This is a genomic window from Paenibacillus mobilis (assembly GCF_058267595.1).
On record NZ_JBZCMS010000001.1, the window covers coordinates 148,329 to 174,322 of the forward strand.

Sequence of the window (25,994 nt, forward strand, 5' to 3'; positions counted from 1 at the left end):
GAGAACATGATGATGATGCTGAATCAAAACCGATACGAAGAATGCATAGAAGCATGCCTCGACTGCATGAATGCTTGCAATTATTGCTACGTTTCCAGCCTGAAAGAATATGATTTGGCCATGCTTAGAGAATGTATCCGTCTGGACCGCGAATGTGCGGAGATTTGTATGTTTGCCGCTGATGCGATGAGCAGGGATTCCATGTTTGCGGCGGAAATTTGCGCGCTTTGCGCAAAAGCGTGCGAGGCCTGCGCCGAGGAATGCGGCAAACATGAACATGATCACTGCCAAAAATGCGCCGAGGCCTGCCGCCGCTGCGCCGACGTTTGCCGTTCCATGTCTGCGGCCTAAGCCGATTCTGGCTGCAGATGTTGGATAGAGCTGAACGCGGTCTTTGGCCGAAATGGATAAATCCGGTTATGATCTGGTGAAACGGGTTGAATAACCGGATTTGTTTTTGTGTCCCCTTTCCCCTGAAAAAGCCCGGAAACCTTGATCCATCAAGGGAAAATTTAACTCGTTAATTATGATAAAAGTTGTCAACAATATTCATGACGAAAGTGAGTTTTCATTTGATTGAGAAAGAAAGCGCTTTGACTTAACATTGAGTCAAGGATAAGTAGATTACACCCTATGACATTTATCCTATTCAGTTTGATTTAAGGGGAGGCTCCTAAAATGGCAACATCTGCAGTAAGCGAAAACAAAAGCGGAGGATTAAGGGTTGGCGTTCAAAAGTTTGGTCGTCTGCTAAGCGGAATGGTTATGCCGAACATCGGCGCTTTTATCGCCTGGGGCTTGATTACGGCCCTGTTTATCCCGACCGGCTGGATTCCAAACGAGTATCTGGCAAAACTGGTTGATCCTACGATCAAATATTTGCTTCCACTCCTGATCGGTTATACCGGCGGTGAAATGATCCACGGTAAACGGGGTGCCGTTATCGGCGCGATCGCGACCATAGGCGTTATTATCGGTTCAGATATTCCGATGTTCCTTGGCGCTATGATCGTGGGTCCGATTGCCGCCTGGATCTTGAAGCAGTTTGACCGTGCGGTCGACGGCAAAATCCGTGCCGGCTTCGAAATGCTGGTGAACAACTTCTCCATCGGGATTATCGGCGGTTTGATTATGCTCGGTACTTATTCCGGTATCGGCCCTGCCGTTGAAGCTTTGACTACCGTTCTTTCGAACGGCGTTGAATTCCTGGTAAATAAAAACCTGCTTCCGCTCGTAAACATCATCATTGAACCTGCGAAAGTGCTGTTCCTGAACAATGCGATTAACCACGGCATTTTGAGCCCGATCGCTGTTGAAGAATCGGTACGCACGGGCAAATCGATCCTCTTCATGCTGGAATCGAATCCGGGTCCTGGTCTTGGCGTCCTGCTGGCTTACTGCCTGGTTGGCAGAGGTTCGGCTAAACAATCGGCTCCAGGTGCGGTAATCATCCACTTCCTGGGCGGTATTCATGAAATCTATTTCCCTTATATTTTGATGAATCCTCGTTTGATCCTGGCTGTTATGGCGGGCGGCGTGTCCGGTACCTTTATGTTCCAACTGCTTGGCGCAGGTTTGACAGGTCCGGCTTCTCCGGGCAGCATCATCGCTTATTTTCTGGTAACGCCAAAAGGCGGATACTTCGCGATGCTTGCCGGCGTAGTGGTAGCGGCAGTTGTATCCTTCCTTCTGTCGGTCTTGCTGCTCAAAACGACTAAACAAAAAGAGAGCGACAACATCGAAGAAGCTGCAGCCAAAATGAAAGACATGAAAGCTGCTGGCATCACTTCTTCTACGGCAACAGCAACCGGCGCCGATCAAGCTATCAATGATGCGGTTGTTCAATTGAATCCGGAAGATGTTCACAAGATCGTATTTGCCTGCGATGCAGGGATGGGTTCCAGCGCGATGGGCGCCTCGGTACTGCGCAAGAAAATGCAGCAGGCTAACGTGGATGTTACGGTAGTAAACTCGGCTATTAGCGAAATCCCTTCGGACGCCGATATCGTCATTACGCAAAAAACATTGACGGATCGGGCGAAAGCAAAACTTCCTACAGCCGAACATATCTCCATCGACAACTTCCTGAAAAGCCCTGAGTACGACAAGCTTGTCGATCGTCTGAAAGGCTAAAGCAAGGAAATGAGGAAGCGCCGGCGCCAGCCGGCGTTATTCTCCATTTTACGGGAGGTGCGGCCTTGAACAAACTCACCGCAAGGCAAAGGCAGATTCTGACCTTCCTGCTGGAAAGGAAAGAAGAAACCACAGCCGCAGAGATTGCAGAAGAAGCTCGGGTGAGTGTCAGAACCGTTCACCGGGAGATGGAAGGGCTGGAGCAGTTTCTGGCCGGATTTGATCTTCATCTCAAAAAAAAATCAGGTAAAGGTATGGAGCTAGAAGGTTCGTCAAGCTCCATGGATAAACTTGCAGCCGCGCTTAAAGAAGAAAAACCGGCGGAATATTCAGTGGAAGAACGCAAAATCTTCATTTTGGTTTCGCTGCTGCAGGCTGATGAACCCGTCAAACTTTTTTCGCTGGCTCATTCCCTAAAGGTGACGGTCCCGACGGTTACAAACGATTTGAACGAATTGGAGCTCTGGATTAAAAGATTCCGGCTGGAGCTGATTCGGCGGCGCGGTTACGGTGTCGAAATCGAGGGGCGGGAGGAAGATAAACGGAGGGCGATCTGTCAGCTTGCCGAAGAAAACCTTGATCCGTCGGACTTGGTAGGCGCCAGCGAAAATCATCCGCCCCTCATGCAAAAGCTGCTTAATCTGGCAGGCAAGGAGTTTTTCATGTTTGTGGAAAACGCCTTGTGGAACAAAGGTTCAGAATGGTTAGACGAACTCAGCGAGAAGGCTTATACCCACTTGCTGATTTCGTTGTCTGTAGCGGTTTCGCGGATCCTTCAGGACAAAAAGGTGGAGGATTCCGCAAACGCCGGCGGCTTCTATAACTTCCGGCCCAGAAATTTGCGGGATGCCGAGGAGATTGTGGAGGAGCTTTCGAATGTGCTGGACATTCATTTTTGCAGCTTTGAGGTTAATTATATCGCTCTAATGCTGGATACGCTGCAGGAGACCGCTTCTTCGGAATATTTGACGCCAGCGGATTTGCTTCATATGGAAATTGTACAGCAGCTTATTATGAGGGTAGCCGAAAAAACGGGGTATCCGCTGCAGGGAGACAAATCGCTCCGCGAGGGACTGCTGTTGCATATTGACCCTGCGCTGAAAAGGCTTAGAGAGGGCTCGCGTATCCGCAATCCGCTGCTCGCTTCGATCCGCAAGGATTATGAGCCGCTTTTTCAAATCGTAAAAGAAGCGGTAACCGGACTGGAGTCCACCCTGCAGGTCCCGGATGAAGAGATCGGTTTTCTGGTGATGCATTTTGGGGCATCCATTGAAAGGCTAAAAAGGCTTCACCAGGATGTCAGGGCTATTCTTGTCTGCAGCAGCGGAATCGGTTCGGCCAAGCTGCTGGCAACCCGGCTTGCCAAAGAAATTCCGCAAATCGAAATTGTTCGGAACAGCTCCTGGTATGAAGCGGCGAGAATTCCAGAAGAAGATTATGACCTGATCATTTCAACCATCGATTTGCCGCTGCCCCAAAACCGTTATATTCGGCTGAGTCCTTTATTAACCAGGGAAGATATTGAACGGTTGATCGATTACATTAAAAACACAACCTTCAAGCAGATGAACGGCGGCGGGAAACCCGGGCACCGCGGTGAACGGGGGGAAGAGGACACGAGCTGGGCCGTAGGGCGGATCAAATCCCTGCATACTACCCTGACGGAAATCCTTGTGCTGATCGATCAGTTCAGTCTTGAATCCATTACTACAAAAGACAAGGATTTACGCGATGCGCTGCTTGAAGCCTGCAGGATGCTTGCGGAAGATTCGGTGCTGACGGATCCGGAAGAAGTGACTGATCTTTTGCTGGAAAGGGATTTGCTCGGCAGTTTGGTGATCCCGGACAGCTCCCTTGCGCTTTTTCATACCCGGAGCACTGAAATTTTGCAGCCTTCCTTGTCGCTGTACCGATTAAGCGATCCCGTTAAAATGGATGGAGAAACCGATATTCAGGTGCTGCTGATCATGCTAGGACCCCGGGAGCTTCCCAAAGAGTCGCTTGAAGTCTTGAGCGAAATCAGCGCCCTGCTGCTCTGGCCGGAGTTGATTACTTTGATGGAGAAGGGCAGCGAGCAGGAAATCAAACAGTTTTTATCGACCGAATTAATGAGTTTCTTCAAAAACAAAGTATAGAAAAAGGTGGAGTTTAACATGAGTATACTGTCTAAAGATAAAATTTTGTTGTCCGCAACTGCCAGCGATAAATTCGAAGCGATCCGCATTGCCGGTGAACTGCTTGTCAAAGCCGGCCATGTCGAACCCGCTTATGTGGACCGTATGATCGACCGCGAAAATATCGTATCCACCTATATGGGCAACGGCCTTGCCATCCCTCACGGTACCAAAGAAGGCAAAGACCTGATTCACTCCACGGGATTGTCGATCGTCCGTTTTCCGGAAGGCGTTGATTTTGACGGCGACGAGCCGGCCTTTGTGGTGATCGGGATTGCGGGAGCCGGCGGCGACCATATGCAGATCCTGACCAATGTAGCGATGATTTTCAGCGAAGACGACAGTCTGGAGCACGTCATGAACGCTCCTACCGAAGAAGCGATTATGGCGATCTTTGAAGGAGGTCTCGAAGACTGATGAAAGCTGTACATTTTGGCGCAGGGAATATCGGACGCGGTTTTATCGGACTTCTGCTTTCGCAGGCCGGTTACGAGGTTACTTTCTTAGATGTCAATGAAAATCTGGTCAATCACCTGAAAGAGAAACGTGAGTACCCAGTCGTTTTGGCCAGCGATCAGCGTGAAACGATTATAGTTCGCAACGTAACGGGCATTAACAGCGCCACGGAAACGGAGGCGGCGGTTCAGGCGGTAGCGGAAGCCGATATCATTACGACTGCTGTCGGCGTTAACATTTTGAAATTTATTGCCCCAACGATTGCTGAAGGGTTAAAAAATCGTCTGGCAAACGGATCGTCTGCTCCGCTGCATATTATTGCCTGCGAAAATGCGATCGGCGGAAGCACCCAGCTCAAGGAGCATGTGTATGGCCTTCTTGACGAGGAAACCCGCAGCAAAGCGGACAGCCTGGTGGCTTTCCCGGATGCGGCTGTTGACCGCATTGTGCCGCTTCAGCAGCACGACAATCCGCTGGAAGTGGAAGTGGAGCCTTTTTACGAATGGGCCGTGGACACCTCTCAGATGATTCCGGGATATACGCCTATCGAAGGCGTACATTATGTGGATCGGCTGGAGCCCTACATTGAACGTAAATTGTTCACCGTTAATACCGGTCACTGCTCGGCAGCTTACCGCGGGTATCTGAAGGGGTATGAACTGATCCAACAAGCGATGGACGATCAGCAAATTGCGGATGAGTTGTACGGAGTTCTGAAAGAAACCGGCGCCGTAATGGTAGCTAAACATGGCTTTGACGCGGCAGAACATGAAGCCTATATTCAAAAAATCATGGAGCGCTTCCGCAATCCGGCGCTGAAAGACGAAGTGACACGGATCGGCAGATCGCCAATCCGCAAGCTGTCTCCTAACGACCGTCTGGTGTCTCCGGCGCTGCAGGCTTTTGAGCGTGGCTTGTCTTATGACGGATTAGCCAAGTCAATGGCAGCAGCCCTGCTGTTTGACGTTCAGGAAGATCCGGAAGCCGTGCAAATTCAGCAAACTTTGAAAGAACGCGGGGTTCAGGAAACGTTGACCCACTTTACGGGTATTGCTGCTGATCATCCGGTTCACCAGGCGGCGGTGAAATATTTCGAACAGCTGCAAAAAGCGTAAGACGAATCCGAATCCGGTGGAATTCGTTTGAAATAGAAATCCTAGAATCCCCGTGGGCGTAAGCTCCGGGGATTTTATTTTTTTCCAGGGCGACCGGGCAGAGTGGCTATGTTATGATAAAGGCAGTTTGAGATACCAAGTCCAAAATCATAAAAAAGAGACTGGAGTAGTGGAATATGATTCGTTTTGATGAGTTATGGGACTACAGTCAGCCTGGACAAACGGAACAGAAATTTATTGAAATGTTGGAGCAATCTAAAGATAGCGGAAATACTGGATACATAGCCGAGTTATGGACACAGATCGCACGGGCGCAAGGGCTGCAGGGCAAATATGATGAGGCTCACGGGTCGCTGGACTATGTCCTCGTTCTGCTGGAGGAAGAGGAGCTTCCGCGGGTGTGCGTACGATATTTGCTGGAAAGAGGGCGGGTGCTGAACTCGTCCGGGACGGCCGCGATGGCCGTTCCTTTGTTCAAAGAAGCCTGGGAATTGGCGCAGAGCTGTGAGGAGCATGATTTTGCCGCAGATGCCGCCCACATGCTTGGCATTGCCGAAACGGATGCCGAAGTTAGAATGGCATGGAATCTGCGCGCCCTGGCTTATGCGGAAGCCCATCCGGAAGCTGAACGCTGGCTGGGTTCTTTGTATAACAATATCGGCTGGGCGCAAGTGGAGTCAGGGCAACTCGAAGAAGCTTATGAGATGTTCCTCCGCGCGCTTGCCTTCAGGGAGAACAAAGGGAACGAGGAAATGATCTCTGTTGCCAAATGGTGTTTGGCCAAGGTGATGCGGCTGATGGGACGGGTGCTGGAAGCGTTGGACCTTCAAGCCACTCTTTATAACAAGGCGCTGGAAAACCAGGGGCCAAGCGGTTACGTCTATGAAGAAATGGCGGAATGTTTGCTGGCATCCGGCAAAGCGGAGGAATCGCAAACATTTTTTGGACAAGCCTATGAGATCCTTTCGCGGGATGCCTGGCTGGTCAAGCATGAGGCAGAAAGATTGAAGCGTTTGGCAGAGCTGTCCCGTTAAAGGGCGGCCCGCCGTGGAAGATACCCACAAGGAGGAAAGGAGAGAGGTTATGCCCTATCGCAGCGGCCGGGAGGTCATGACGGAACAGAAGCAGTCCAAGGAGCTTTTTTCCTATTTCGGTTTGGCTGTTTATTATGGACAGGCTTTGGAGCAGCAGCTGGTCAACCTGATTATGATGATGAAGCTGGCGGAAGGAAAAGTGCCTACGGAACAGGATTTGGAGGAGCTTTATCACCGCAAGCTCGGCAATTCCCTCGGCCAGCTGGTGAACGAAATCCGGCACCACTTTACTTTTACGGAGGAAGAGACGGAAGAGCTGGTTTCCATCTGGAAAGACCGCAACCGGATTGTCCATGACTATTTCAAGGAACGTATCCTTGAAACCTTCAGCGAAGAAGGAAGGAAAGCGATGATTCGTGAGCTGAAGCAGTTCAAAGACCGGGCCAAACGGCTGGAGGACAAGCTCCAGCTGTATACACGGCAGCTGTATGAGCAGGTTGAAGGGCTGGAGGAGAAGGAGATGGAGAAGGAGCATGAAATAGAGGAAGCCGGTAAGCTGGATTAAAGGGTGAATGCTGAAGGTCCGATCCATATTTAAATACAAAAAGGCTGATCCTCCTATGGGATCAGCCTTTTTGTATGAACAAATCAAGGAAGGAATGCAATCGAACCTTCCTGTTGAAGAATGGTTCTTGGGTCAGCCTCTTAGGACAAATTCGGCAGCGGCGAAGCTGGTGCCGACCGTTTAGGTTTGGCCACTTCGGCAGACCCGGCAGCGGGTGCCGGCGATCCCTCAGTCTTCGGCACATCCGAATCTCTATCCGTGGAGCTGGAGCCGCCCTCTTGATCTTGCCCGGAGCCATTCTCTGCGGCATCCGCTATGCCGCCCTGCAGGCGGTACATTTGGTAATAACGTCCGCCGAGGGCAAGCAGCTCATCGTGGGAGCCGCGTTCCACGACTTCGCCTTTGTGCAGCACCAGAATCTGGTCGGCGCTGCGGATGGTGGAAAGGCGGTGGGCGATGATAAACGTCGTGCGCCCTTTCTTCAGCACCTCAAGCGCGGATTGGATCAGCGCTTCGGTTTCGGTATCGATGTTGGCCGTGGCCTCATCGAGAATGAGGATGGCCGGGTCGAAAGCCAGCGCCCGGGCAAAAGAGATCAGCTGCCGCTCGCCTGCGGAGAGCGTGCTGCCTTTTTCCACGACCGGCTCGTCAAGGCCGCCCGGCAAATGGGCCAGGATGCGGTCGGCGCCGACATCCTTTAACGCTTTCTCGACCGTTTCGCGGGAGATTCGGCTGTCGCCGAGGCTGACATTGCTGGCGATCGTTCCGGTGAACAGATAAGGATCCTGCAGCACGATGCCCATATGCTGGCGGATCCACTGCTTCGGCAGGCTGGTGACCTCCTGGCCGTCGATGCGGATGGAGCCTTTCTGCGGATCATAGAACCGGAACAGCAGGTTGATGATCGAGCTTTTTCCCGAGCCGGTGTGGCCGACGAGCGCTACGGTTTCGCCCTGCTTGGCGGTGAAGCTGATGTTTTTCAGCACATAATCTTTCTTATAAGCGAAGGATACGTCGTCAAATTCCACATTGCCTTTGTAACGCGGCATGCCGCCGTCCGTCACGTCCACGCCAGGCTGATCCATCAGCTCGAACACCCGGCCTGCGGATACGAGGGAGGAGTCCAGCGCTGCCAGCTGGTTGACCATGCCGGTAATCGGCTGGAACAAGCGGCCGAGAACGTCGACGAAAGCGTACAACACGCCAAGCGAAACGATGCCCGTTGCAGACAGGTACGCCCCGCCGAAATACCAGAGCACCACGGCAAAAGCGAGGTTCCGGATCACGTTAACCAGGTTGTGGGAGGTCAAGGCGTTCAGGTTCAGCATTTTGTTCTGGTGTTTCATATAATCGTCGTTTAAGGCTTCGAATTCATCGCTTGTTTGCTGCTGGCGGCGGAATACCCGAATCACCGGCATGCCCTGGATGGATTCGTTAATGATGGCGTTGATTTCGCTTAGCCGGGAGCGGATGATCGTGTTGTATCGGGTCGCGAATTTGCGGTACAGCACCACCCAGGCCGCGATGACCGGAATGACGAACAGGCAGATAAGGCCAAGCCGGAAATCAAGCAGGAACAGGGCCACATAAACGCCGAGCATATTGACGATCCCGGAGAAAAAGTTGGATAAAACCGCGATAAACAAATCTTTGACGGCTTCGGTATCGTTTGTCACCCGGGAAACGACTTTACCGGCGGGAAGATTATCAAAATAGTTGACCGGCAGCTTTTGAATATGCCCGTATACATCGATGCGCAGCTTTTGAATGACTCTGTTCGCCGACGATTGCAGCCAATACGTTTTGCCGAACTCCATGATGATGGAGACGAGCAGGAAGCCGAAATAGGCGAGGACCAATGTCCGGATGCCCGGCAGCTCAGGTTTGTAGAAGGCATACAACTCTTTGGCCGACAGCTTAATGGCCGGGTATTGCAGGCTTTCGCCGCCTTTGGCTAGGGTCAGTACGCCGCCTTCGAAGGAACGTTCGCCCGTCGTGTCCGGGACCGCCCCTTCAACGAAATAAAACGGCCGGCCGGCTTGAAGCAGGTGCACCTCGCCGCCTTTCGTTTCATCCGCAGCAAAACGGTCGCCGCGTTTATACAGCTTGCCGTTGTAGCTGACCGTTTCGCCGGAAGCGGTGTTTGTTTCGTAAAAAGGTTTCTCAATCGCCAGCATGTGATTGTCGATCATGTTCCTGGCGATAAAGGGGCCGGCCAAATCGGCCGCCACGCCGATCGCCAGCATAACCAGCGCCAAAATAAACGTCCTTTTGGCGGTTAAAGCGTATTTAAACAAGGCCTTGCCTGTTTTTGTTTTCATTGGGGGAAACACCTCTCTAGTCTGTCAGGTTGGATTCAACCTGCTGCCGTTCATATTGCTCGCGGTACCAGCCGCCTTTCGCCAGCAGCTCTTCGTGCGTCCCTTCCTCGATGATCCGGCCTTTCTCCAGCACGACGATATGGTCGGCGTGTTCGATGGCGGAAAGCCGGTGCGTGGCGATCAAGGTCGTTTTGCCGGAGCGTTTGCTGCGGATATTTTCAATGATCCGGGCTTCGGTTCTTGCGTCCACGGCCGATAAAGCGTCGTCAAGGATCAGAATTTCCGGATCGGCGATAAACGCCCGGGCCAGCGAGACGCGCTGCTTCTGCCCGCCGGAAAGGGCGACGCCTTTTTCGCCGACAAGCGTCTCCAGCCCATCGGACAACGTGTGCAGATCGCCGTCGAAGGAGGCGGTGCGGATGGCGTCCATGATCAGTTCGTCATCGGCGTTTGGCCGTCCGTATTGGATATTCTGCCGGACGGTTTTAGAGAACAAAATTTGCTCCTGCGGCACATAGCCGATCCAGCCGTGCAGCTGGTCTTTGGCGATCGACGGCATCGGCACGCCGGAAATGAGCAGCTCGCCAGTGCCCAGCGGATATTCGTGCAGCAGCTGTTTCAGCAGCGTCGATTTGCCGGCACCGGTCCGCCCGACGACGCCAAGCGTTTCGCCGCGTTTCAGGTTCAGCCGGATATGCTCCAGGTTGTTTACAGTCGAAGTCGGATAACGGAACGTCACGTCATGAAATGCAATGGAATCCGGAGCAGCCACAGCTACGGGTTGTTCGGCGTCTTCCACGTCCGGCTTTACGCTGAGCGTTTCGTTGACGCGGTCCAGCGAAGCGCCGCCGCGCTGCATGATGTTGATCAGCTCGCCGATGGCGAACATCGGCCAGATCATCATCCCGAGATACATATTAAAGGAGACGAGATTGCCAAGCGTCAGCTCGTTGTGGAACACGAGATACATGCCGTACGTCAGGCTGATCACATAACTCAGGCCTACGCAGAGGCGGATCGTCGGCTCGAAATAAGCGTCGACTTTGGCTACCGCAAGATTTTTCTGATAAACATCGTTGGTGATGTTCTCAAACCGGGCTTCGTCGTTCCGTTCCTGCACATAAGCGCGGATAACGCGTACGCCGGCTACCGATTCAAGCACCTGGTCGTTCATGTCGCCAAAGGCGTCCTGGGCAAGCGTATACCGCTCGTGAATGATTTTGCCGTAAATTTTCATCGCGAGAGCGATGAAAGGAAGCGGGATAATGGCCGCCAGCGTCAGCTTCCAGCTGATCAGGGTGGCCATGGCTACGAAGATCGTGGTCAGATAAGCTGTTGAATCCGTCAGGGTCAGCATGCCGAAACCGGCCGTCTGGGCGACGGAACGCAGGTCGTTTGTGGCCCGCGCCATCAGGTCGCCGGTCCGGCTCCGTTCAAAGAACGGCGGCGTCATCCGCAGCAGATGGTTCATAAAACGGGTCCGCAGCAGCCGTTCCACCAGATTGGAGCCGCCAAACAGCTTGTGCATCCATACATAAGTAATGAGGTAAATCAGGACCAGCAGGCCTACGATCGATAGAATGTACATCGTCAGCAAATTCCACGTAATGGAGCCGCTGACGATGTCGTCAATGGCGCTGCCGAGCAGCCGTGGGGGAGCCAGCTCCAGAACGCCGACCACAATCAGAAAAATAAGCCCGATCGTGTAGCGCTGCTTCTCCCGGCGGAAGAACCAGCCTAAATTTTTTAGTACCGAAAACATGAATCAAAACCCTCCTCACGCGTCTTTCCGTCCGTTTGTGTTTCTAACCTTTTCACCGGAGCAGAATAAAACTTTTAGCCTGGCAGCTGTTCTCTGTAGTTTGCCTGCCAGAACCCTAAAATGTAAAAAGGGACATATCGTCCTATGACGATATGTCCCTGGATAACCAAACATATGCCGGATTGCGATTGTAAGCAATCGCATCCGCATGCTGCAGCCCAAAGCGGTTCCTCGAATAGGAATCCGGTTCCTTGGACCTGTTAAAGTCCTGCTGGCGGGATTGCTTCGATATTCAGTTGCTTCAGCCAATCGGCCATGGACATATGACGTTTAAAATAAATTGGATGGATCAACATCGCAGCGCACCCTTTCTTCCGTTTGGAAATTTTTGAAAACCTGATACTGACACTGAAATCTTAACATCGCCTTTTCCGGATTGTCAAACGTAAAAAATAAATATAGTTAATTTGCCCCGTTTGGCAAATCGAAGCTTCATAGGCTAAAATAAGGGTACAAATAGAAGAGACAGCCTGCTTCGGAGAAACGAAAGGGCTGATTGAGAAGGAGAGAATCGCATGATTCACGTAGCTCAGGATGCAGCCGAATGGTATAAAAAAGAACTGAACCTTGCGGAAGGGCAGTCCGTTCGTTTTTTTGCCCGTTACAGCGCCGGCGGCCATATTCATCCAGGGTTTTCGCTTGGGATCGACACCGAGGAGCCGAAGAAGCCGGGATTATCGACTACAGTCGGAGGCATCCGTTTTTATATGGAAGAACAGGATTTATGGTATTTGGACGGTTATGACCTGAAAGTGAGCTATGACCCGGCAGCCGACGATATTCTGTACGAATATGTTCAATGACGGGCAGAGACTGGAGAGTAAGCTTCATCTCTGGCGCTATAACCGTTTCGGGTAGGGGAAAAACGGCAAAAAGCCCGCTTACGCGGGCTTTTTCCATGATCAGCTTGATTCGTTCTTAGCGCAAAGCTAGCTGAATACATTGTCTTCCATGGCGAACTCGAAATCCTGAATATCAAACACCTGCACGGGTACTTCGGCTTCGATAATCCGGCGGATCAGCTCAAATTGATCGGTCAGAATCGGAGCGCTTTCTTTCTGGGCGGTCAGGATGATTTCCGTTTCGATAGGATCGAGATATTCGCCGTACTGCTCGTTATCCACGGCATTGACGACCGTCCACGTAATGTGTTCGTCCAGCAAAATGGACGCGGTTTTCCCCCAGGGCATGATCAGGATTTTCTCCAGCCGTTTCCGGTTTAAGGGCTCTTCCATATAAGCGATCAGCTCATTGATCTTGTCTTTGACGTAACGGTCGTCCTCAGGATCGTTCATGAGCGGTTCTGTACTGTCGCGGAATTCATACAATTCCATAATCGTGTTGTAAGGCACAATATATTCTACGGGGCCGGAAGGTGCCAAAAGTTCACCGTATATCGCGACCATTACAGCTTCAATGACAAATCGGCGTGTCATGGTTACCCTCCTAAAGCGATTACATCGTTATTCGGCTGTTGCCGTGCGGGGCAGGCAAGAACTGCAAGTTTTACTAAGCAGTATAACATACAAGGGAAGTGCACTCAATTGAATCCGTTTAAAGCTTATTTCGTTTTTGTCAAACCTTATTGGAAATGGATTTTGGTCACACTGCTGATCGGACTGCTGAAGTTCGGGATTCCGTCGCTGCTGCCTCTATTACTAAAATATGTAGTGGATGATCTGCTCATGAACAGTCATATGGCGACCGGCGAAAAGATCCGCAGCCTTGAGCTTGCGCTCGGAGCGGCACTGTTCCTCTTTATCGTGGTGCGGGGGCCGGTCGAATATTTCCGCCAATATTTCGCCCAGTTCATTACCGCCAAAATTTTGTTTGATCTGCGGAGCCGGCTTTATGACCATCTGCAGAGGCTGTCGCTGCGCTATTACCAGAATACGAAGGTCGGCGAGGTGATATCGCGGTTTATCAACGATGCCGAACAGACGAAAAACATCGTCGAAGTCGGCATGATGAACGTCTGGCTCGATTTGTTTACGCTGGTGTTTGTGCTCGGCTTTATGTTTTACCTGGACCCGATCCTGACGCTGGTGTCGATTTCGGTGCTGCCGCTGTATGCCCTGTCGGTAAACCTGCTCTATAAACGGCTGAAAAAGCTGACCAAAGAACGCTCCGCCGCGCTGGCCGGCATTCAGGCTTACCTGCATGAACGGATCCAGGGCATCTCCATTATCCGCAGCTTTGCGCTTGAACGCCATGAAGGCAGAAGTTTCGGCGGCATCAACGGTCGTTATCTGGACAAAGCGCTGAACCAAAGCCGCTGGAACGCCTGGACATTTGCCATTACGAACACGCTGACGGATATCGCCCCGCTGCTGGTCATCGGATACGGGGGTTACCATGTCATCCAGGGCGGATTGACGCTGGGCACGTTTGTGGCCTTTTTCGGTTATCTCGACCGTTTGTATGCGCCGCTGAGACGTTTGATCAACTCCTCGACGGTGCTGACGCAGGCCTCCGCTTCCTGGGAGCGGGTGCAGGAGCTGCTCGATCAGCCGTATGACATGGTGGACGCCAAGGATGCGGCGGAACTTCCGGCCGGACAGACGGGCATCGAGTTTGATCGGGTCTGGTTTAAATATCAGCCGGAAAATGACTGGGTTTTAAAGGACATTACGATGAAAATAGAGCCGGGCCAAACCGTCGCGTTTGTCGGCATGAGCGGGGGCGGCAAATCGTCGCTGGTCGGGCTGATTCCCCGGTTTTACGATATCCAGAAAGGGTCGATCCGCGTCGGGGGAACCGATGTCCGCAGCTTGACCATGCACAGCCTGCGCAGCCGGATCGGCATGGTGCTGCAGGAAAACTTCTTATTCAGTGGATCCGTTAAGGAAAATATTTTGCTCGGCAGACCGGGAGCCGGCGACGAGGAGATCCGGGAGGCAGCCATTGCAGCCAACGCGCATGACTTTATCATGCAGCTGCCGGCCGGTTATGAAACCGAGGTGGGCGAGAGGGGCGTGAAACTTTCAGGCGGCCAGAAGCAGCGGGTTGCGATTGCCCGCGTGTTTCTGAAAAATCCGCCGGTGCTCATTCTGGACGAAGCCACCTCGGCCCTCGACCTGGAATCCGAAAACCTGATCCAGCAGTCCCTGCAGCGGCTTTCAGAAAGCCGGACGACGCTGATCGTCGCCCACCGGCTATCGACCATTACACATGCTGACCGGATTTACGTGATGAACCATGGCGTTATCGCGGAAGCCGGCACCCATGCGGACCTGATGGAGTTAGGCGGGATTTACGCAAGATTGTACAGCATCCAGCATTTGAATCTTGGAGAAGCAGAAGAGGCAGAGGCTGAAATTGAGGCCGAGGCAGAGGAAATGGAAACGCTGCAGCTTGCGTCTGCGGCCCGGGAGACGGCCGGAAAGTGATCAACCGGACGAAACTATCTATGTAAATGCTGGGATTGCGAATAAACCTTTCCTATGAAAAATAAACCGGAAAACGCCCGATCCGCTCGGGTTGTTTTCCGGTTTATTTGTTGCCGTTATTTGTTGCCGTTAACGGCTGGATTTGTCCGGGCCGTTATAAGCTTATGATTCTTCTATGTCGGAGCGAAGAGGCTGGAAAGAGTGAGTGTTCTCAAGTACGCCAATCCATTTGCCTCACCGGCCGGCCCACCGGATAAGAATCGAATCGGCGCGTTTACCCCTTCCCGATCAGCAGGGACAGGATGCCCGCCGCGATCAGCGGGCCGACCGGCACGCCTTTGAAAAAAGCGACGCCGAGAATCGTGCCGATCAGCAGGCCGGTCACTACGATAGGCTGGCCGGCCATCAGGCTGGCGCCGCGGCCTCCCAGATAGGCGACAAGCATGCCCACGGCGATGGCCAGCAGCGACTTCCAGTTGAGGAAGGACTGCCATACCGTATCAAGCGGGATTTTTCCGCTGGCCAAGGGGGCCATGACGCCAATCGTGAGCACCAAAATGCCGATCGTAAGGCCGTATTTTTCAAGAAAAGGAAAAGCGGCCTGAAGTTTGGTTACCCTCAGAAACAGCAGAACCAAAACGGCTACCGTAACCGGCATGTTGCTGCTGAAAATGCCAAGCGCGGCAAGTAAGAGCAGCAGCAGGGAGGTGACGTCAATTTGCGCCATAAGGAGCCTCCGCCGTGCGGACTGCTGCTGAAGGCTCTGACGACCGCCGTGCGGCGATGTGGGCGGCGATCAGCTTGCCGTGGCCGCGCCCGGTTTCGATAAACACTTCATTGGCGTTGCGTCCCGACGCGACCACGCCGGCCACATAGAGGCCAGGGACGTTGCTTTCCATTGTAGCCGGATCAAACACCGGCTTATCCTGGTCCTCGGACATTTCGATGCCGGAAGCCGAAAGCAGGCCGCGGTCCGGCCGGAAGCCGGTCATCGCTACGACAAAATCGTTGGCCAGCCGCTCCTGGCTGCCGTCCTCCATGGATTCTACCACGACTTGGTCAGCTAGAATCTCCACGATGCGGGACCCTGTGATCGTATGGATTTTCCCCTTGTTAACCAGCCCGTCAAACAGCGGCCTTACCCAAGGCTTGATATTGCCGGACAAATCATCGCCCCGGTAGACGACGGTAACCTCGGCTCCCACCCGCTGCAATTCCATGGCGGCGTCCACTGCGGAGTTGCTGCCGCCGATCACGGCAACCTTCATCCCTGCATAAGGATGGGCTTCGCGGAAATAGTGAGTGACCTTGTCGCTTTCTTCTCCGGGGATCCCCAGCATATTCGGATGGTCGAAATAACCGGAGGACACGACCACGTTCCGCGCCTTCAGTACGCGTCCTTCGCCGAAACGGCGCAACGTCCGGATGCTGAAGGTACCGTCCGTTTCCTTCGTAATCGCTTCGGCTTCTTCGTATGTAGCGATGCGCAGTGCGTAATGCTCGGCAACCCTGCGGTAATAAACGAGCGCTTCATGCCTGTATGGCTTTTCGTTGGAGGAAGGAAAAGGAATATCCCCGATCTCCAGCAGCTCCGCCGTGCTGAAAAACTGCATGTTCACCGGATATAAGAAAATGGAATGAACAATATTGTGTTTTTCAATGATTAGAGCGGATAAGCCCCGCTTTTGACATTCTATGGCTGCGGACAGTCCGCACGGACCCGCCCCGATAATAATCACGTCTTCCATGTTTGTGAGCCTCCTTGTACACGTCCTGCTTCGCCTTTATGAAAAATAGGCATGTAACTATTTTAGCGTATTGCAGCGCATTTTCAAACCGTTTCAGCTTGACATGCTTCATTCATTTTATTAATATCTAATTAGATATTTGTCTAAAATTAGTTGAGGGGTTTTTAATATGCAGCTGGAAAAAATGGTGGCCTACCACAAAGCGATGGGGGACCCGACGCGAATCCGGATGCTGATGCTGCTCGCCGAGCGGGAGCGCAGCGGTCAGGAGCTTGCCGAGCTGCTTCATTTGTCGCAGCCGACGATCACGCACCATGCGGCCAAACTGCGGGAAGCGGCCCTGATCAAGGAACGCAGGGACAAAAATACGGTTTATTTCAAGGTCGACCGGTATTTCGTGGAGAACGGAGCGGAGGCTTCGGTCGCTTATATTTTAAACAGGAAGGAGGAGGGGCAAGTGGAGGATTCCGTGCGGCAGGCGGAGCAAGAAACGATGAAACAAGCGGTGCTGCGCAATTTTTTTGCCAAAGACGGCCGTTTGAAACAAATTCCCGCTCAACTGAAGAAGAAGGTCATCGTGCTGGAGCATTTCGCGGAGCAGCTGACACCCGGGCGCAAGTATGAAGAGAAGGAGATCAACGAGTTTATCAAACGTTATCACGAGGACTACGCGACCTTGCGGCGTGAGCTGATCATGCACCAGTTCATGTACAGGGAAAACGAAATCTATGAATTGAACCCCAAAACGATGTGGACCGCTTGGCAGCAGCTTAAATAAGGCGTTATTGGCCAGGTTATGAACGTTTTGTGACGATTGCCAGATGAAGGGACTTGCGGCAGGGAAAGCGGATATAATATAAGTGTAAGCGTTTTCTAATAGCGGTTTGGCAAAGGAGGTTAAAGTCATGCTGTTTTGGAAAAAGAAAGAGAAATTTATCGAACCCGCAGCGTTTTCGCTTGAGCAAGTCCGCAAAGCAGTCCTCCAATACGAGGATGATACGCCGGACGCGGTCAACCGGCTGACGCTGGTCCAGCCCGACGGAAGTCTGGATACGAACCGGCTGGCCCGTTATTTGGGCGGCCCCAGCAAAAACAAATTTTATTTATCCCGCGAAACGTTCGAAATATTTGAAGAAGCCGATCGGCATATTCCTTATTATTTGGATCTGGTGCAGATTGCGGTGGACGACTATGTAAATGAAACGGGCCGGCTGCCGCTGATCGCGGGTTCCCGCGAGGGCGAAGTCGATTACCGGGCTTTGATGCAGGATCATTATCTGAAAGAGCTTCCGCCGCTCCCGCTGTATTTGACCGACCAGGAGCTGATGCTGAGCCGTTTCCCGTTTCAGGCTCAATAAGTACTGATAACACTGACAACAATTAAGCAAACAAGAAGCAAACAAGAAAGCAATATCAGTTTTTCATAGTTTTAACTAGTAAAAGCTGCCGGCAGGGCGGCTTTTAATTTTGTAGCGATCAGAATCAAACGGGTATTCTTTTTGTTAAATCGAAACGTTTCGAACAAAAATATGTATATTTGTACATATAAAATGAGCTTTGTTACATCCATTTGCTTGGTGCGGGGTGTTATAATCAAAAAACGGGTAATTTGTTCATGGAACGGATACAGCTAACAAACGAGGGGGTGACACCATGAATTTGCCCTGGAAAAAAAACCTCTATGTGCTTTGGTGCGGCGTTTTTTGCACAAGCACGGCCTATTCGATGGTCATTCCTTTTTTGACTCTGTTCATTAAAGAGGATTTGGGCGTAGAGTCGCATGTTTCTTTCTGGTCGGGGCTTTTATTCGGGATGACCTTTCTGGCCAGCGCGCTGATCGCCCCGTTTTGGGGTTCGCTGGCGGATAAATACGGGCGCAAGCCGATGCTGCTGCGATCCGGATTTGCCTTATGCGCGGTCTATATCCTGATGTCGCTGGTGCAGAATCCCTATGAGCTGCTGGCCGTCCGCATTTTGTCCGGACTGCTCGCCGGTTATGTGCCTTCGGCGATTGCGCTGGTCGGAACGAACACGCCGGAGAAACATGTCGGTTACGCGCTGGGCATTATGGCTACCGCCGGCGCTTCGGGCAGCATAGTAGGACCGATGCTGGGCGGCGTGTTCAGCAAATTTATCGGCTACAGGGAATGTTTTCTGATCGCGGCGTTTGTGGTGCTTCTGTCGGCTATTATCGCCTGGATCGGAGCCAAGGAAGACAACTTTAACCGGAACCGTGCAAGATCCCATGTTATGGACGATCTGAAGGAAGCTTCGGCGAACCGTCCTCTAATGGGCCAACTTGTCATTGTGCTGATCGTAACGGCTTCGGTCATGGTGCTTGAACCGCTGCTGACGCTGTACGTGCTGGAGCTGGGTTCTTCAAACGACAACGCTTCCCTGAGCTCGGGCATCATTTTTTCGGCGGTTGGCGTAGCCACCGTCGTAGCTGCTCCGTTCTGGGGCAAAATCGGTCAGAGAATCGGCTACCAGCGGACTTTGATGATCGGCCTTCTGGGAGGCGGCATAGGCAACGTGCTGCAGCTTTTGTTCCACAATCTTGTCGGGTTCGGCATTTTGCGATTTGTTTACGGACTGTTCTTTGCGGCGGTTTATCCGGGGCTGAACGCTTTGATCGTTAAAGCGACTACCCCTGAATTCCGCGGCCGCGCCTTCAGCCTGAATCAGTCGTCCAGCCAGCTTGGCAACATGGTCGGCCCGATTGCCGGCGGCGCTTTGGGAGGGGTTATGCCGATCTCCTTCGTCTTCCTGCTGAACGGCGTGCTGCTGACGGCAACGGCGGCAACGCTGAAGCTGAAGCAGCTGAAAGTACGCAAAACAGAGAAACAAGCAGCGGAAACCTGATTTTTTTTAAAAAAAATTATCGTCAACCTTTGACGGCAGGCGCCGGCAATCGCTAAACGCGAGGGCCGGCGCTTTTTCTTTCCGATGGACCAGGAGTGAAGTTTTGAAGCGTTTCACGGCAAATCCGCCTTTGGCGAAAAAGGGCGGGCAGCCCCGGAAATGTCGGCTGGAGTCGGAGGTTTGAAGCGCTCCGCGGAGTTTTAAATCGAACAAAACGGTTAAATAAGAAATACCTGAAGAACAGGAAAATAGTTCCTGTCCGGCAGGCTACAATTCAGGATTAGGGGTGCTTATTATGGCCATCGACCGATTTATTCTGAGAAAGCTTGAATATTGCCAGGAAGAGAGCGTGCGGCGCAACCTGCTGAACCTATTTTTAATCCGGATCGAAAAAGCGTGGTACGAAGAAGAGGCCCACAGAACGGCTGTTTGACCGTTGCCTGTGGACCTCTAGGGAAATGCGGCTCTATGAAAATCGTTCAATAGAGTGACAGCGCCAGGGAATCAAATTCGCTTTTGCTGTGCAAAATGGCTTCAGAACCTTCAATTTCGATGCTGATGAGAGAATGCAGACATTTTTTCAAAGCTTGCTTGCCGTTGCGGAATTTATTATCGAGTGCGCTTGTAAGCAATTTAAGGGTACGCTGCATAGGTTGTTTGTTCTCGGAGCTGAAATAGACGGGAATGAGTTTGTTATCAAAATGAATGACCGTTTTCACTCTAATCACCTCTATAGTTTTAATTTCATTAATTAGATTGTAAAACCTTTTGCTTAAAACTAGCTTAAGAAAATATAACAAATTGATTAAATCCTGGAACGGGGCGGCCGATGCCGTCCCTTCTTGCTGTTTGTTTACCCGCTGCGAAAGGATGTGACGCTGCTGTTCCTATACTTTAGTAACGATCAAACAAGCAAGTTGGTTTCATTTTTTTTAGGTCTAAGTGAAAAAAATTCCAATAGACAAGCAGGCAGGTGCGAAGCTTGGAAAATATTTTCATTCCATAGAACGAAAACCCAATTTAATTGCCCCTGTTTCCTAGATTGTAAGCGCAATCCCGAAACGCGTGTTGCGCCAAAGAGACTATTTTTGTGGGCCGTTTGTAATGGATTTACAATTTTGACTGCCCGTTAGCAAGATAAACAATGTTATTATGGTAGAGAAGTAAGGAGAAACGGGTGAATCAGGCATGATCTTAACTTTAATAGATGGAAGAAGAGACGAAGAAATTTGCGACCTGGATATACCGGAAAACCTTAGCGCGTCAGGCTTCAAGAAACAATGGATGCGGGAATGGGCGGCCGAAGGCGATATGCCGGATGAAGCCGGATATCTCTTGGAAGGGAGAGAACCGGGCGGAGCCTGGTTCCCCATACCGGATGAGATGTTTTTGGCAGACAGCGGTCTGCAGGAAGGTTCATTTATTCGCGTGAAAAATAGCTATGGCACGGTTTCCGTGCCTGTCCAGGAAGAAAGCAGCGTCCCTTTGTTCCGGGACCGAAACGTATAGATAGAAGGGGGAAGGGGTGCAAGCCATGGGATTTATTTATCAAAGGTCTCCCCGGATCAAACCGGAACTTAAGTCCAGCCGGCGCAAACTTCCGGCTCCGCCCAGAGTAACAGCTAAACCCTCGGTAGGTCTTTCGTGGATGGTTCTGCCGGCACTCGCGGTTTTGGCAGGATTGGCTATACTGGTCTACGTATTATTTTCAAAGGAAGCGGCGGGAGGGCTGCACGGTCTGCTTGCATGGACAGCGGGGATTGTTATCCTGCTTGCCTTGGCCTCCCCGGCCGTGTACATTTGGCGGATCAGGACCCGGTATGCGGAAGCGCTCCGCCTGCGGGAGCAAGCCTATGCGGAGCAGCTTGAACGTCTGGAAGCGGAATGGCAAGAGGAAGCGGATCAACAGCGGGAGAGGCTGCAGCAGATCCACGGCGACTTTGAACGGTCGGAGAGCATCGTAAGGAGAAGATCGCCGTCGCTGTGGGAACGAACCTTTTCCGACTCGGATTTTCTGCATGTCCGGGTCGGTTCCGGCCGTGTGGAAGCGGCCATTTCCTTTTCGCCGCCTGACGAGACGGCTTCCGAGCAGGATCGTTTATTAGAGCGGGCCGGGCAGCTTGCGGAAAAAACGCGGTATGTGGACGACTGCCCGGTGGCCGTTCCGCTGTCGGAGTCCGGAGTCATAGGCATTGTAGGGGATATACAATCCAGCCTGCAGGCCATGCGTAATTTGGTTGTGCAAATGACAGTACGCCACTCCCCGGACGAAGTGAAACTTTCGGCCTTTTACAGGGCGGACTGTGGGAAGCAGTGGGATTGGCTGCGCTGGCTCCCGCATATATGGGACGAGGACGGACAATACCGGAGGATGGCCTGCTCTTCGGAAGACAAGCAGCGGCTTGCCGAACATTTGCAGCTGGAACTTAGGCGGCTTTTTGAGCTGTCTGCCGGTAACGGTAACGGTTTATCCCGCCGCTCGGGAACAGCGGTTAAACATGTGGTGCTGATGTCTGATCCCGAGGTTTTGGAAAATGATCTTTTATTTGCCATGCTGACGGAAACCGGAAAACTGGCCGGGGCGCATACCGTGGTGCTGGCCCGTTCCGTGGACCAGTTGCCGAGACAATGCCGCCTGATTATCGAATGCGAGGAAGAACACGGCAGCTATATATGGAAACAAGAGGAAGGACAAGTGGAAAATAAAACGTTCCAGCTTGACCGCATCTCTTTGCAGCAAAGCGAGCATTTGGCCCGGCTGATGTCGAGAATCAAGCTGAAAAGCCCTAAAGCGGACGGGCTGCCCGTCCGGCTTGGACTCATTGAACTGCTTGAGCGGCAGGAAGCCGGCGGGAACGGAATTGCGGCAGCCTGGGAGGCCGGACGACTTCCGGTCGGCTTGCCGGTTCCGCTTGGCGTCAAGGCGGGAGGCAAAACCTTTGCTTTAAACTTTCATGACCGGCTTGATCTTGGCGGGCAGGGCCCCCATGGCTTGATAGCGGGCACGACGGGATCCGGCAAAAGCGCTTTGCTGCAGACTCTTGTGGTTTCCGCAGCCGTGCATTATCACCCGCACGACGCGGCTTTCCTGCTGATCGATTACAAGGGCGGCGGCATGTCCGGCGCTTTAAGGGAACTTCCCCATGTGGTCGGTTCACTGACCAATCTGGACGGGAAAATGGTGGAGCGGGCTAAAGCCGCTTTAAGGGCCGAGCTTGTGGCGAGACAGAGGAAACTGAAAGCTGTGGGCGGTTTAGAGCATATCGACGAATATTACCGGCTTGGCGCTCCCCAGGGACCGCTGCCTCATTTGTTTGTTATCGTTGATGAATTTGCGGAGCTTAAGCAGGATTATCCGGATTTTATCGATGAACTGGTCAGCGTGGCCGCTATCGGACGTACCCTTGGGCTGCATTTGATTTTAGCCACCCAAAAACCTGCCGGAGTGGTCGATGATAAAATTTGGAGCAATGCCCGCTTCCGGATTTGCCTCCGCGTAGAGTCGGAAAGCGACAGCCGGGAAATGCTCAGAATGCCTGACGCAGCCTGGCTGACCGTCTCCGGGCGGGGATTCGTGCAGATCGGTCCTGAACTGACCGAAGAGGTGCAGTTTGCGTGGCCGGGCGCTCCGTATGTCGGGGATAACAAAAGTACGGCGGATTCGCCGGACATGCTGCTGCAGAGGGTTATGCTGAATGGCAGCCGCAGGCCGGCCGTTTCGGAGGGGCCGGCCGAAGCCGGGCCGGTTGCCCGGAACCGTCCGGAACGGCGGGAGATGGATGTGCTGACCGCGGCGGTGAACAGGGCGGCGGCGGAATTAGGCGCGGCACGTTTGCCGGGACCATGGCTTCCACCGCTACCTGAACAGCTGGATCGGGCGGAGCTGCCTGAGCCGGCAGGAGAACAAACGCCGCTTACGGGCGTCATCGGTCTTGCCGACGATGTTCCCGGACAACGGCAATTTGCCGCGGCTCTCTCTTTGAAAGAGGGGCATACCGCGATCTACGGCATGCCGGGTTCCGGCAAAACCACTTTGCTGCAAACGATGCTGATGTCTTTAGCTACCGATACGGCCAGCAGCTGGTACGGGTATTTGATCGATATGGGGCGGATGCTGGGGGACTTCGCCGCTTTGCCCCAAGTCGGAGCGGTCATCGCGCCGGATGAAAGCGACCGGCTGCCGCGGCTGTTCCGCTTCCTCAAGCGGACGGCGGCGGAGCGGCGCGAGCTGCTGTCGGGCGCCGGCATCAAGCAGGCGGATCAATACCAAGGCGCCTTCGGGAGAAAACTCGAGGATATCATCGTAGTGGTCGATGATTACCGGCTGTTCCAGTCCCGTTTTCCGCAGGAGGCTGAATTGCTGGACGAACTGCTGCGGGAAGGGGCGGCAGGGATTCGTGTCGTCGTTACGGCAAGCCGATTTGGCGACATTCCGGAGAAAACCCGCAGCCTGATTCCGCAAGCAGCCGCGTTGGAGCTTGCCGATCCCGGCGATTATTATTTTGCCGTAGGCAAAACTGTTTCAGGGGTCCAGTCCACGAAAGGCAGAGGATATATGAAGGGGCATCCGCCGTTTGAATTCCAGACCGCACTGCCCGTTCACGGATCGACTGCCTATGAAAGAGCCGACCGGCTCAGAGCTGAAATCGGCGAGATAGCGGACGGATGGAAAAGCGGCAGGGCGCCGCGGGTTCCCTCGACGCCGGCCAAGGTGAACTTAAGGGAACTGCTTCCTGTCGGCCGGCAGTTTGGTCTCCAGCCGGCTTCGGTACCGGTTCCGGTCGGTCTTGATGCTGAAGATTTGACCCCGGTCTCCGTTCAACTGGGCAGCGGTCCGCATTTCATAGTCGCGGCTCCGATGGGCGGCGGCAAAACGACCTTTTTGCAAAGCTGGATGTTGTCCTTGTCCTGGCATGCCGCTCCGGAGAATTTGGCTATTTATATCCTGGAGGCCCGGGCGGCGCAGCCGGACAGCCCCCATTTGTCGATGCTTTCAAAACTTCCCCATGTACGGGGAATTGGCTTGGGGGAAAGCGGGGCGGCCGATATTCTCGGTATGCTGCAGGAGGATATGCGGCTTCAGGAAGAGAGCGGAAAATCACGGCCGGTAAAATTGCTGGTCATCGATGATGCGGATCTGCTTGCCCGAAGACTGACCGATTTTACGGTTAAGGACCGGCTGACGGAGCTGGTGCGGGGAAGCCGCGACAGCGGGCTGCATGTTGTGCTCGCGGGCGTGCCGGCGGATTTCCCGGCATACGGGACCGATTGGGTGGCCGAAGTGAAAGCTTGTCAGACCGGTTTTATCCTGGGCACCAAGGATCCTTCCGATTTGGCATTTATGCGGATTCCGATGAAGGAATCGGCGTCGGGACAAGGGGAACTGCCTGTGCTTCCGCCGGGTGAAGGTTTTTACGTGAACCGGAGATATATGCGAATTAAAACGGCGGTTCCTTTCGACAAAGTCTGGACGCCCGAAACTTGGGTTACACGGGTCTGCGACCAATGGGAAATGAGCGTATGAAGGGAGGTGACCTAGTGCTGACTACAAACGATATACGCAAAGAGGCAATCAACCTGGAGACGAAGGAACTTTTTTTTCTGGCCGGCATTTTGGGCTCGGACCGGCTGCTCGGGGTGGAAGATCCTTTTTTGGGTTACCTTTCGGATGAAATTGCAGTGGAGTGGGAGCAGGCGAAAAGTTCTTTGCTTGCCAAAGGGTATTTAACCAGCGGGGCCACGGAAAATGAACTGACGATGAGGCCCGAGGTGTTCGCGAGAGTTGCCATCGCGGGATTTGCCGAACGTGCCTGCTGGGTGCGTTACGAACATGACACGGAAGCCTTCGAGGGATACCTGCATATCACGAATGAAAAAGTCGTTGAAGTGGCTCGCGAAGGCGAGACAGACGATATTTATACCCTGAAGGAATTGGGTAACGTGGAGGAAGCATCGGGTTTGCTGGTAGAAAGAATGAAATGGAGAAGGGAATCTCTCTCCGATCTGCCGGCACTGCTGCTTTCACGGCGCAAATTTAACGAACTGTACGAAAAAAGCGGCACGATGGATCTGGAGGAGCTGAGCAATGAGCTTTCCCAGTCTACGGGGGATATTGAAGCTTCCTGGGCGCTTGCCAAATGTTTGAAGGACCGCGTCTGCGAAGGGGAGCTGCAGCTTTCCATCTGGAATGAAGAGGGATGGGAGAGCCAGGGGGCCGCTTTTATTGTAGGACAATCGATGAATTGGTTAATCCGGATGAGTCTCCGGGATGAAGAGGATTGGCTGGTGGCTACGCCGGCTACAAAAAAACAGTTTCAGGATATGCTGCTGCTGTGGCTGGAACAGCCGCCAGAAACAGATGAAAGGGGATAATCC

The 25,994-nt window shown here is 52.8% G+C and carries 22 protein-coding genes; 16 read left to right on the forward strand and 6 right to left on the reverse strand.

Annotation, left to right across the window (positions count from 1 at the left end; translation table 11 throughout):
- Positions 1-15: 15 nt before the first annotated feature.
- The 7 genes from AC3ZPD_RS00765 (at position 16) to AC3ZPD_RS00795 (ending at position 7,477) form a co-directional block, all read left to right on the forward strand.
- Positions 16-351, forward strand: coding sequence for a four-helix bundle copper-binding protein (locus tag AC3ZPD_RS00765; RefSeq protein ID WP_490982809.1), 336 nt, complete (start codon positions 16-18; stop codon positions 349-351).
- A gap of 327 nt (positions 352-678) precedes the next feature.
- A complete protein-coding gene (locus AC3ZPD_RS00770; protein WP_490982356.1) occupies positions 679-2,133 on the forward strand; it encodes a PTS mannitol transporter subunit IIBC in 1,455 nt (484 codons plus the stop codon).
- 65 nt (positions 2,134-2,198) lie between these two features.
- Positions 2,199-4,268: a BglG family transcription antiterminator gene (locus AC3ZPD_RS00775; RefSeq protein ID WP_490982357.1), complete on the forward strand. Its 2,070-nt coding sequence runs from the start codon at positions 2,199-2,201 to the stop codon at positions 4,266-4,268.
- A gap of 18 nt (positions 4,269-4,286) precedes the next feature.
- Positions 4,287-4,724 carry a PTS mannitol transporter subunit IIA gene (locus AC3ZPD_RS00780; protein ID WP_490982358.1) on the forward strand — a complete coding sequence of 146 codons (438 nt, stop codon included), beginning with the start codon at positions 4,287-4,289 and terminating at the stop codon, positions 4,722-4,724.
- Positions 4,724-5,878 (forward strand): mannitol-1-phosphate 5-dehydrogenase, encoded by a 1,155-nt coding sequence (locus tag AC3ZPD_RS00785; protein WP_490982359.1) that lies wholly within the window; start codon positions 4,724-4,726, stop codon positions 5,876-5,878. Before AC3ZPD_RS00780 ends, AC3ZPD_RS00785 begins: the two co-directional genes overlap by 1 nt.
- A gap of 176 nt (positions 5,879-6,054) precedes the next feature.
- Positions 6,055-6,912, forward strand: coding sequence for a hypothetical protein (locus AC3ZPD_RS00790; protein WP_490982360.1), 858 nt, complete (start codon positions 6,055-6,057; stop codon positions 6,910-6,912).
- Positions 6,913-6,961: 49 nt separating this feature from the next.
- A complete protein-coding gene (locus AC3ZPD_RS00795; protein WP_490982361.1) occupies positions 6,962-7,477 on the forward strand; it encodes a hypothetical protein in 516 nt (171 codons plus the stop codon).
- 140 nt (positions 7,478-7,617) lie between these two features.
- Here AC3ZPD_RS00795 and AC3ZPD_RS00800 read toward each other — a convergent pair whose 3' ends face one another.
- Both AC3ZPD_RS00800 and AC3ZPD_RS00805 read right to left on the reverse strand, forming a co-directional pair.
- Complete coding sequence (locus AC3ZPD_RS00800) at positions 7,618-9,798, reverse strand: ABC transporter ATP-binding protein (RefSeq protein WP_490982362.1); 2,181 nt, start codon at positions 9,796-9,798, stop codon at positions 7,618-7,620.
- A gap of 16 nt (positions 9,799-9,814) precedes the next feature.
- A complete protein-coding gene (locus tag AC3ZPD_RS00805; protein ID WP_490982363.1) occupies positions 9,815-11,560 on the reverse strand; it encodes an ABC transporter ATP-binding protein in 1,746 nt (581 codons plus the stop codon).
- A gap of 575 nt (positions 11,561-12,135) precedes the next feature.
- On the opposite strand from AC3ZPD_RS00805, the gene AC3ZPD_RS00810 reads away from it, so the two are divergent.
- Positions 12,136-12,423, forward strand: coding sequence for a HesB/YadR/YfhF family protein (locus AC3ZPD_RS00810; RefSeq protein ID WP_490982364.1), 288 nt, complete (start codon positions 12,136-12,138; stop codon positions 12,421-12,423).
- 126 nt (positions 12,424-12,549) lie between these two features.
- Here the strand turns inward: AC3ZPD_RS00810 and AC3ZPD_RS00815 are convergent, their stop codons facing one another.
- Positions 12,550-13,056: an ADP-heptose synthase gene (locus tag AC3ZPD_RS00815; RefSeq protein WP_490982365.1), complete on the reverse strand. Its 507-nt coding sequence runs from the start codon at positions 13,054-13,056 to the stop codon at positions 12,550-12,552.
- Between the two features lie 108 nt (positions 13,057-13,164).
- Here AC3ZPD_RS00815 and AC3ZPD_RS00820 point away from each other — a divergent pair, with 108 nt between their 5' ends.
- Positions 13,165-15,009 (forward strand): ABC transporter ATP-binding protein, encoded by a 1,845-nt coding sequence (locus AC3ZPD_RS00820; RefSeq protein ID WP_490982366.1) that lies wholly within the window; start codon positions 13,165-13,167, stop codon positions 15,007-15,009.
- A gap of 274 nt (positions 15,010-15,283) precedes the next feature.
- Here AC3ZPD_RS00820 and AC3ZPD_RS00825 read toward each other — a convergent pair whose 3' ends face one another.
- Together AC3ZPD_RS00825 and AC3ZPD_RS00830 are read right to left on the reverse strand one after the other, a co-directional pair.
- A complete protein-coding gene (locus tag AC3ZPD_RS00825; RefSeq protein WP_490982810.1) occupies positions 15,284-15,727 on the reverse strand; it encodes a DUF441 domain-containing protein in 444 nt (147 codons plus the stop codon).
- The gene (locus tag AC3ZPD_RS00830) at positions 15,723-16,757 is read right to left on the reverse strand and encodes a YpdA family putative bacillithiol disulfide reductase (RefSeq protein WP_490982367.1); all 1,035 of its coding nucleotides are present in this window, start codon (positions 16,755-16,757) and stop codon (positions 15,723-15,725) included. The genes AC3ZPD_RS00825 and AC3ZPD_RS00830 overlap by 5 nt, the downstream gene beginning before the upstream one ends.
- Positions 16,758-16,926: 169 nt before the next feature.
- Between AC3ZPD_RS00830 and AC3ZPD_RS00835 the strand changes: the two genes are divergently transcribed.
- From AC3ZPD_RS00835 to AC3ZPD_RS00850, 4 genes are all read left to right on the forward strand, one after another.
- Positions 16,927-17,535 carry a DUF2087 domain-containing protein gene (locus AC3ZPD_RS00835; RefSeq protein ID WP_490982368.1) on the forward strand — a complete coding sequence of 203 codons (609 nt, stop codon included), beginning with the start codon at positions 16,927-16,929 and terminating at the stop codon, positions 17,533-17,535.
- Between the two features lie 127 nt (positions 17,536-17,662).
- Entirely contained in the window at positions 17,663-18,115 is a 453-nt protein-coding gene (locus tag AC3ZPD_RS00840) for a DUF3939 domain-containing protein (protein WP_490982369.1), read from the forward strand.
- Between the two features lie 295 nt (positions 18,116-18,410).
- On the forward strand, positions 18,411-19,619 hold the full coding sequence (locus AC3ZPD_RS00845) for an MFS transporter (protein WP_490982370.1): 1,209 nt from the start codon (positions 18,411-18,413) through the stop codon (positions 19,617-19,619).
- Between the two features lie 295 nt (positions 19,620-19,914).
- Entirely contained in the window at positions 19,915-20,052 is a 138-nt protein-coding gene (locus AC3ZPD_RS00850) for a hypothetical protein (RefSeq protein ID WP_490982371.1), read from the forward strand.
- Between the two features lie 46 nt (positions 20,053-20,098).
- On the opposite strand, the gene AC3ZPD_RS00855 is transcribed toward AC3ZPD_RS00850, so the two are convergent.
- Positions 20,099-20,338, reverse strand: coding sequence for a hypothetical protein (locus AC3ZPD_RS00855; protein WP_490982372.1), 240 nt, complete (start codon positions 20,336-20,338; stop codon positions 20,099-20,101).
- Positions 20,339-20,807: 469 nt separating this feature from the next.
- Here AC3ZPD_RS00855 and AC3ZPD_RS00860 point away from each other — a divergent pair, with 469 nt between their 5' ends.
- The 3 genes from AC3ZPD_RS00860 to AC3ZPD_RS00870 are packed head-to-tail and all read left to right on the forward strand — an operon-like array spanning position 20,808 to position 25,991.
- A complete protein-coding gene (locus tag AC3ZPD_RS00860; protein ID WP_490982373.1) occupies positions 20,808-21,128 on the forward strand; it encodes a hypothetical protein in 321 nt (106 codons plus the stop codon).
- Between the two features lie 25 nt (positions 21,129-21,153).
- Entirely contained in the window at positions 21,154-25,143 is a 3,990-nt protein-coding gene (gene essC, locus AC3ZPD_RS00865) for a type VII secretion protein EssC (RefSeq protein ID WP_490982374.1), read from the forward strand.
- Positions 25,144-25,157: 14 nt separating this feature from the next.
- Entirely contained in the window at positions 25,158-25,991 is an 834-nt protein-coding gene (locus AC3ZPD_RS00870) for a hypothetical protein (RefSeq protein WP_490982375.1), read from the forward strand.
- Positions 25,992-25,994: the final 3 nt, after the last annotated feature.

Excerpts from the sequence above, each read along its gene's own strand:
- AC3ZPD_RS00765 (WP_490982809.1), top strand. The coding sequence starts at position 16 with ATGCTGAATCAAAACCGATACGAAGAATGCATAGAAGCATGCCTCGAC.
- AC3ZPD_RS00770 (WP_490982356.1), top strand. The coding sequence starts at position 679 with ATGGCAACATCTGCAGTAAGCGAAAACAAAAGCGGAGGATTAAGGGTT.
- AC3ZPD_RS00780 (WP_490982358.1), top strand. The coding sequence starts at position 4,287 with ATGAGTATACTGTCTAAAGATAAAATTTTGTTGTCCGCAACTGCCAGC.
- AC3ZPD_RS00785 (WP_490982359.1), top strand. The coding sequence starts at position 4,724 with ATGAAAGCTGTACATTTTGGCGCAGGGAATATCGGACGCGGTTTTATC.
- AC3ZPD_RS00790 (WP_490982360.1), top strand. The coding sequence starts at position 6,055 with ATGATTCGTTTTGATGAGTTATGGGACTACAGTCAGCCTGGACAAACG.
- AC3ZPD_RS00795 (WP_490982361.1), top strand. The coding sequence starts at position 6,962 with ATGCCCTATCGCAGCGGCCGGGAGGTCATGACGGAACAGAAGCAGTCC.
- AC3ZPD_RS00800 (WP_490982362.1), bottom strand. The coding sequence starts at position 9,798 with ATGAAAACAAAAACAGGCAAGGCCTTGTTTAAATACGCTTTAACCGCC.
- AC3ZPD_RS00805 (WP_490982363.1), bottom strand. The coding sequence starts at position 11,560 with ATGTTTTCGGTACTAAAAAATTTAGGCTGGTTCTTCCGCCGGGAGAAG.
- AC3ZPD_RS00810 (WP_490982364.1), top strand. The coding sequence starts at position 12,136 with ATGATTCACGTAGCTCAGGATGCAGCCGAATGGTATAAAAAAGAACTG.
- AC3ZPD_RS00815 (WP_490982365.1), bottom strand. The coding sequence starts at position 13,056 with ATGACACGCCGATTTGTCATTGAAGCTGTAATGGTCGCGATATACGGT.
- AC3ZPD_RS00830 (WP_490982367.1), bottom strand. The coding sequence starts at position 16,757 with ATGGAAGACGTGATTATTATCGGGGCGGGTCCGTGCGGACTGTCCGCA.
- AC3ZPD_RS00835 (WP_490982368.1), top strand. The coding sequence starts at position 16,927 with ATGCAGCTGGAAAAAATGGTGGCCTACCACAAAGCGATGGGGGACCCG.
- AC3ZPD_RS00840 (WP_490982369.1), top strand. The coding sequence starts at position 17,663 with ATGCTGTTTTGGAAAAAGAAAGAGAAATTTATCGAACCCGCAGCGTTT.
- AC3ZPD_RS00845 (WP_490982370.1), top strand. The coding sequence starts at position 18,411 with ATGAATTTGCCCTGGAAAAAAAACCTCTATGTGCTTTGGTGCGGCGTT.
- AC3ZPD_RS00850 (WP_490982371.1), top strand. The coding sequence starts at position 19,915 with ATGGCCATCGACCGATTTATTCTGAGAAAGCTTGAATATTGCCAGGAA.
- AC3ZPD_RS00860 (WP_490982373.1), top strand. The coding sequence starts at position 20,808 with ATGATCTTAACTTTAATAGATGGAAGAAGAGACGAAGAAATTTGCGAC.
- essC (WP_490982374.1), top strand. The coding sequence starts at position 21,154 with ATGGGATTTATTTATCAAAGGTCTCCCCGGATCAAACCGGAACTTAAG.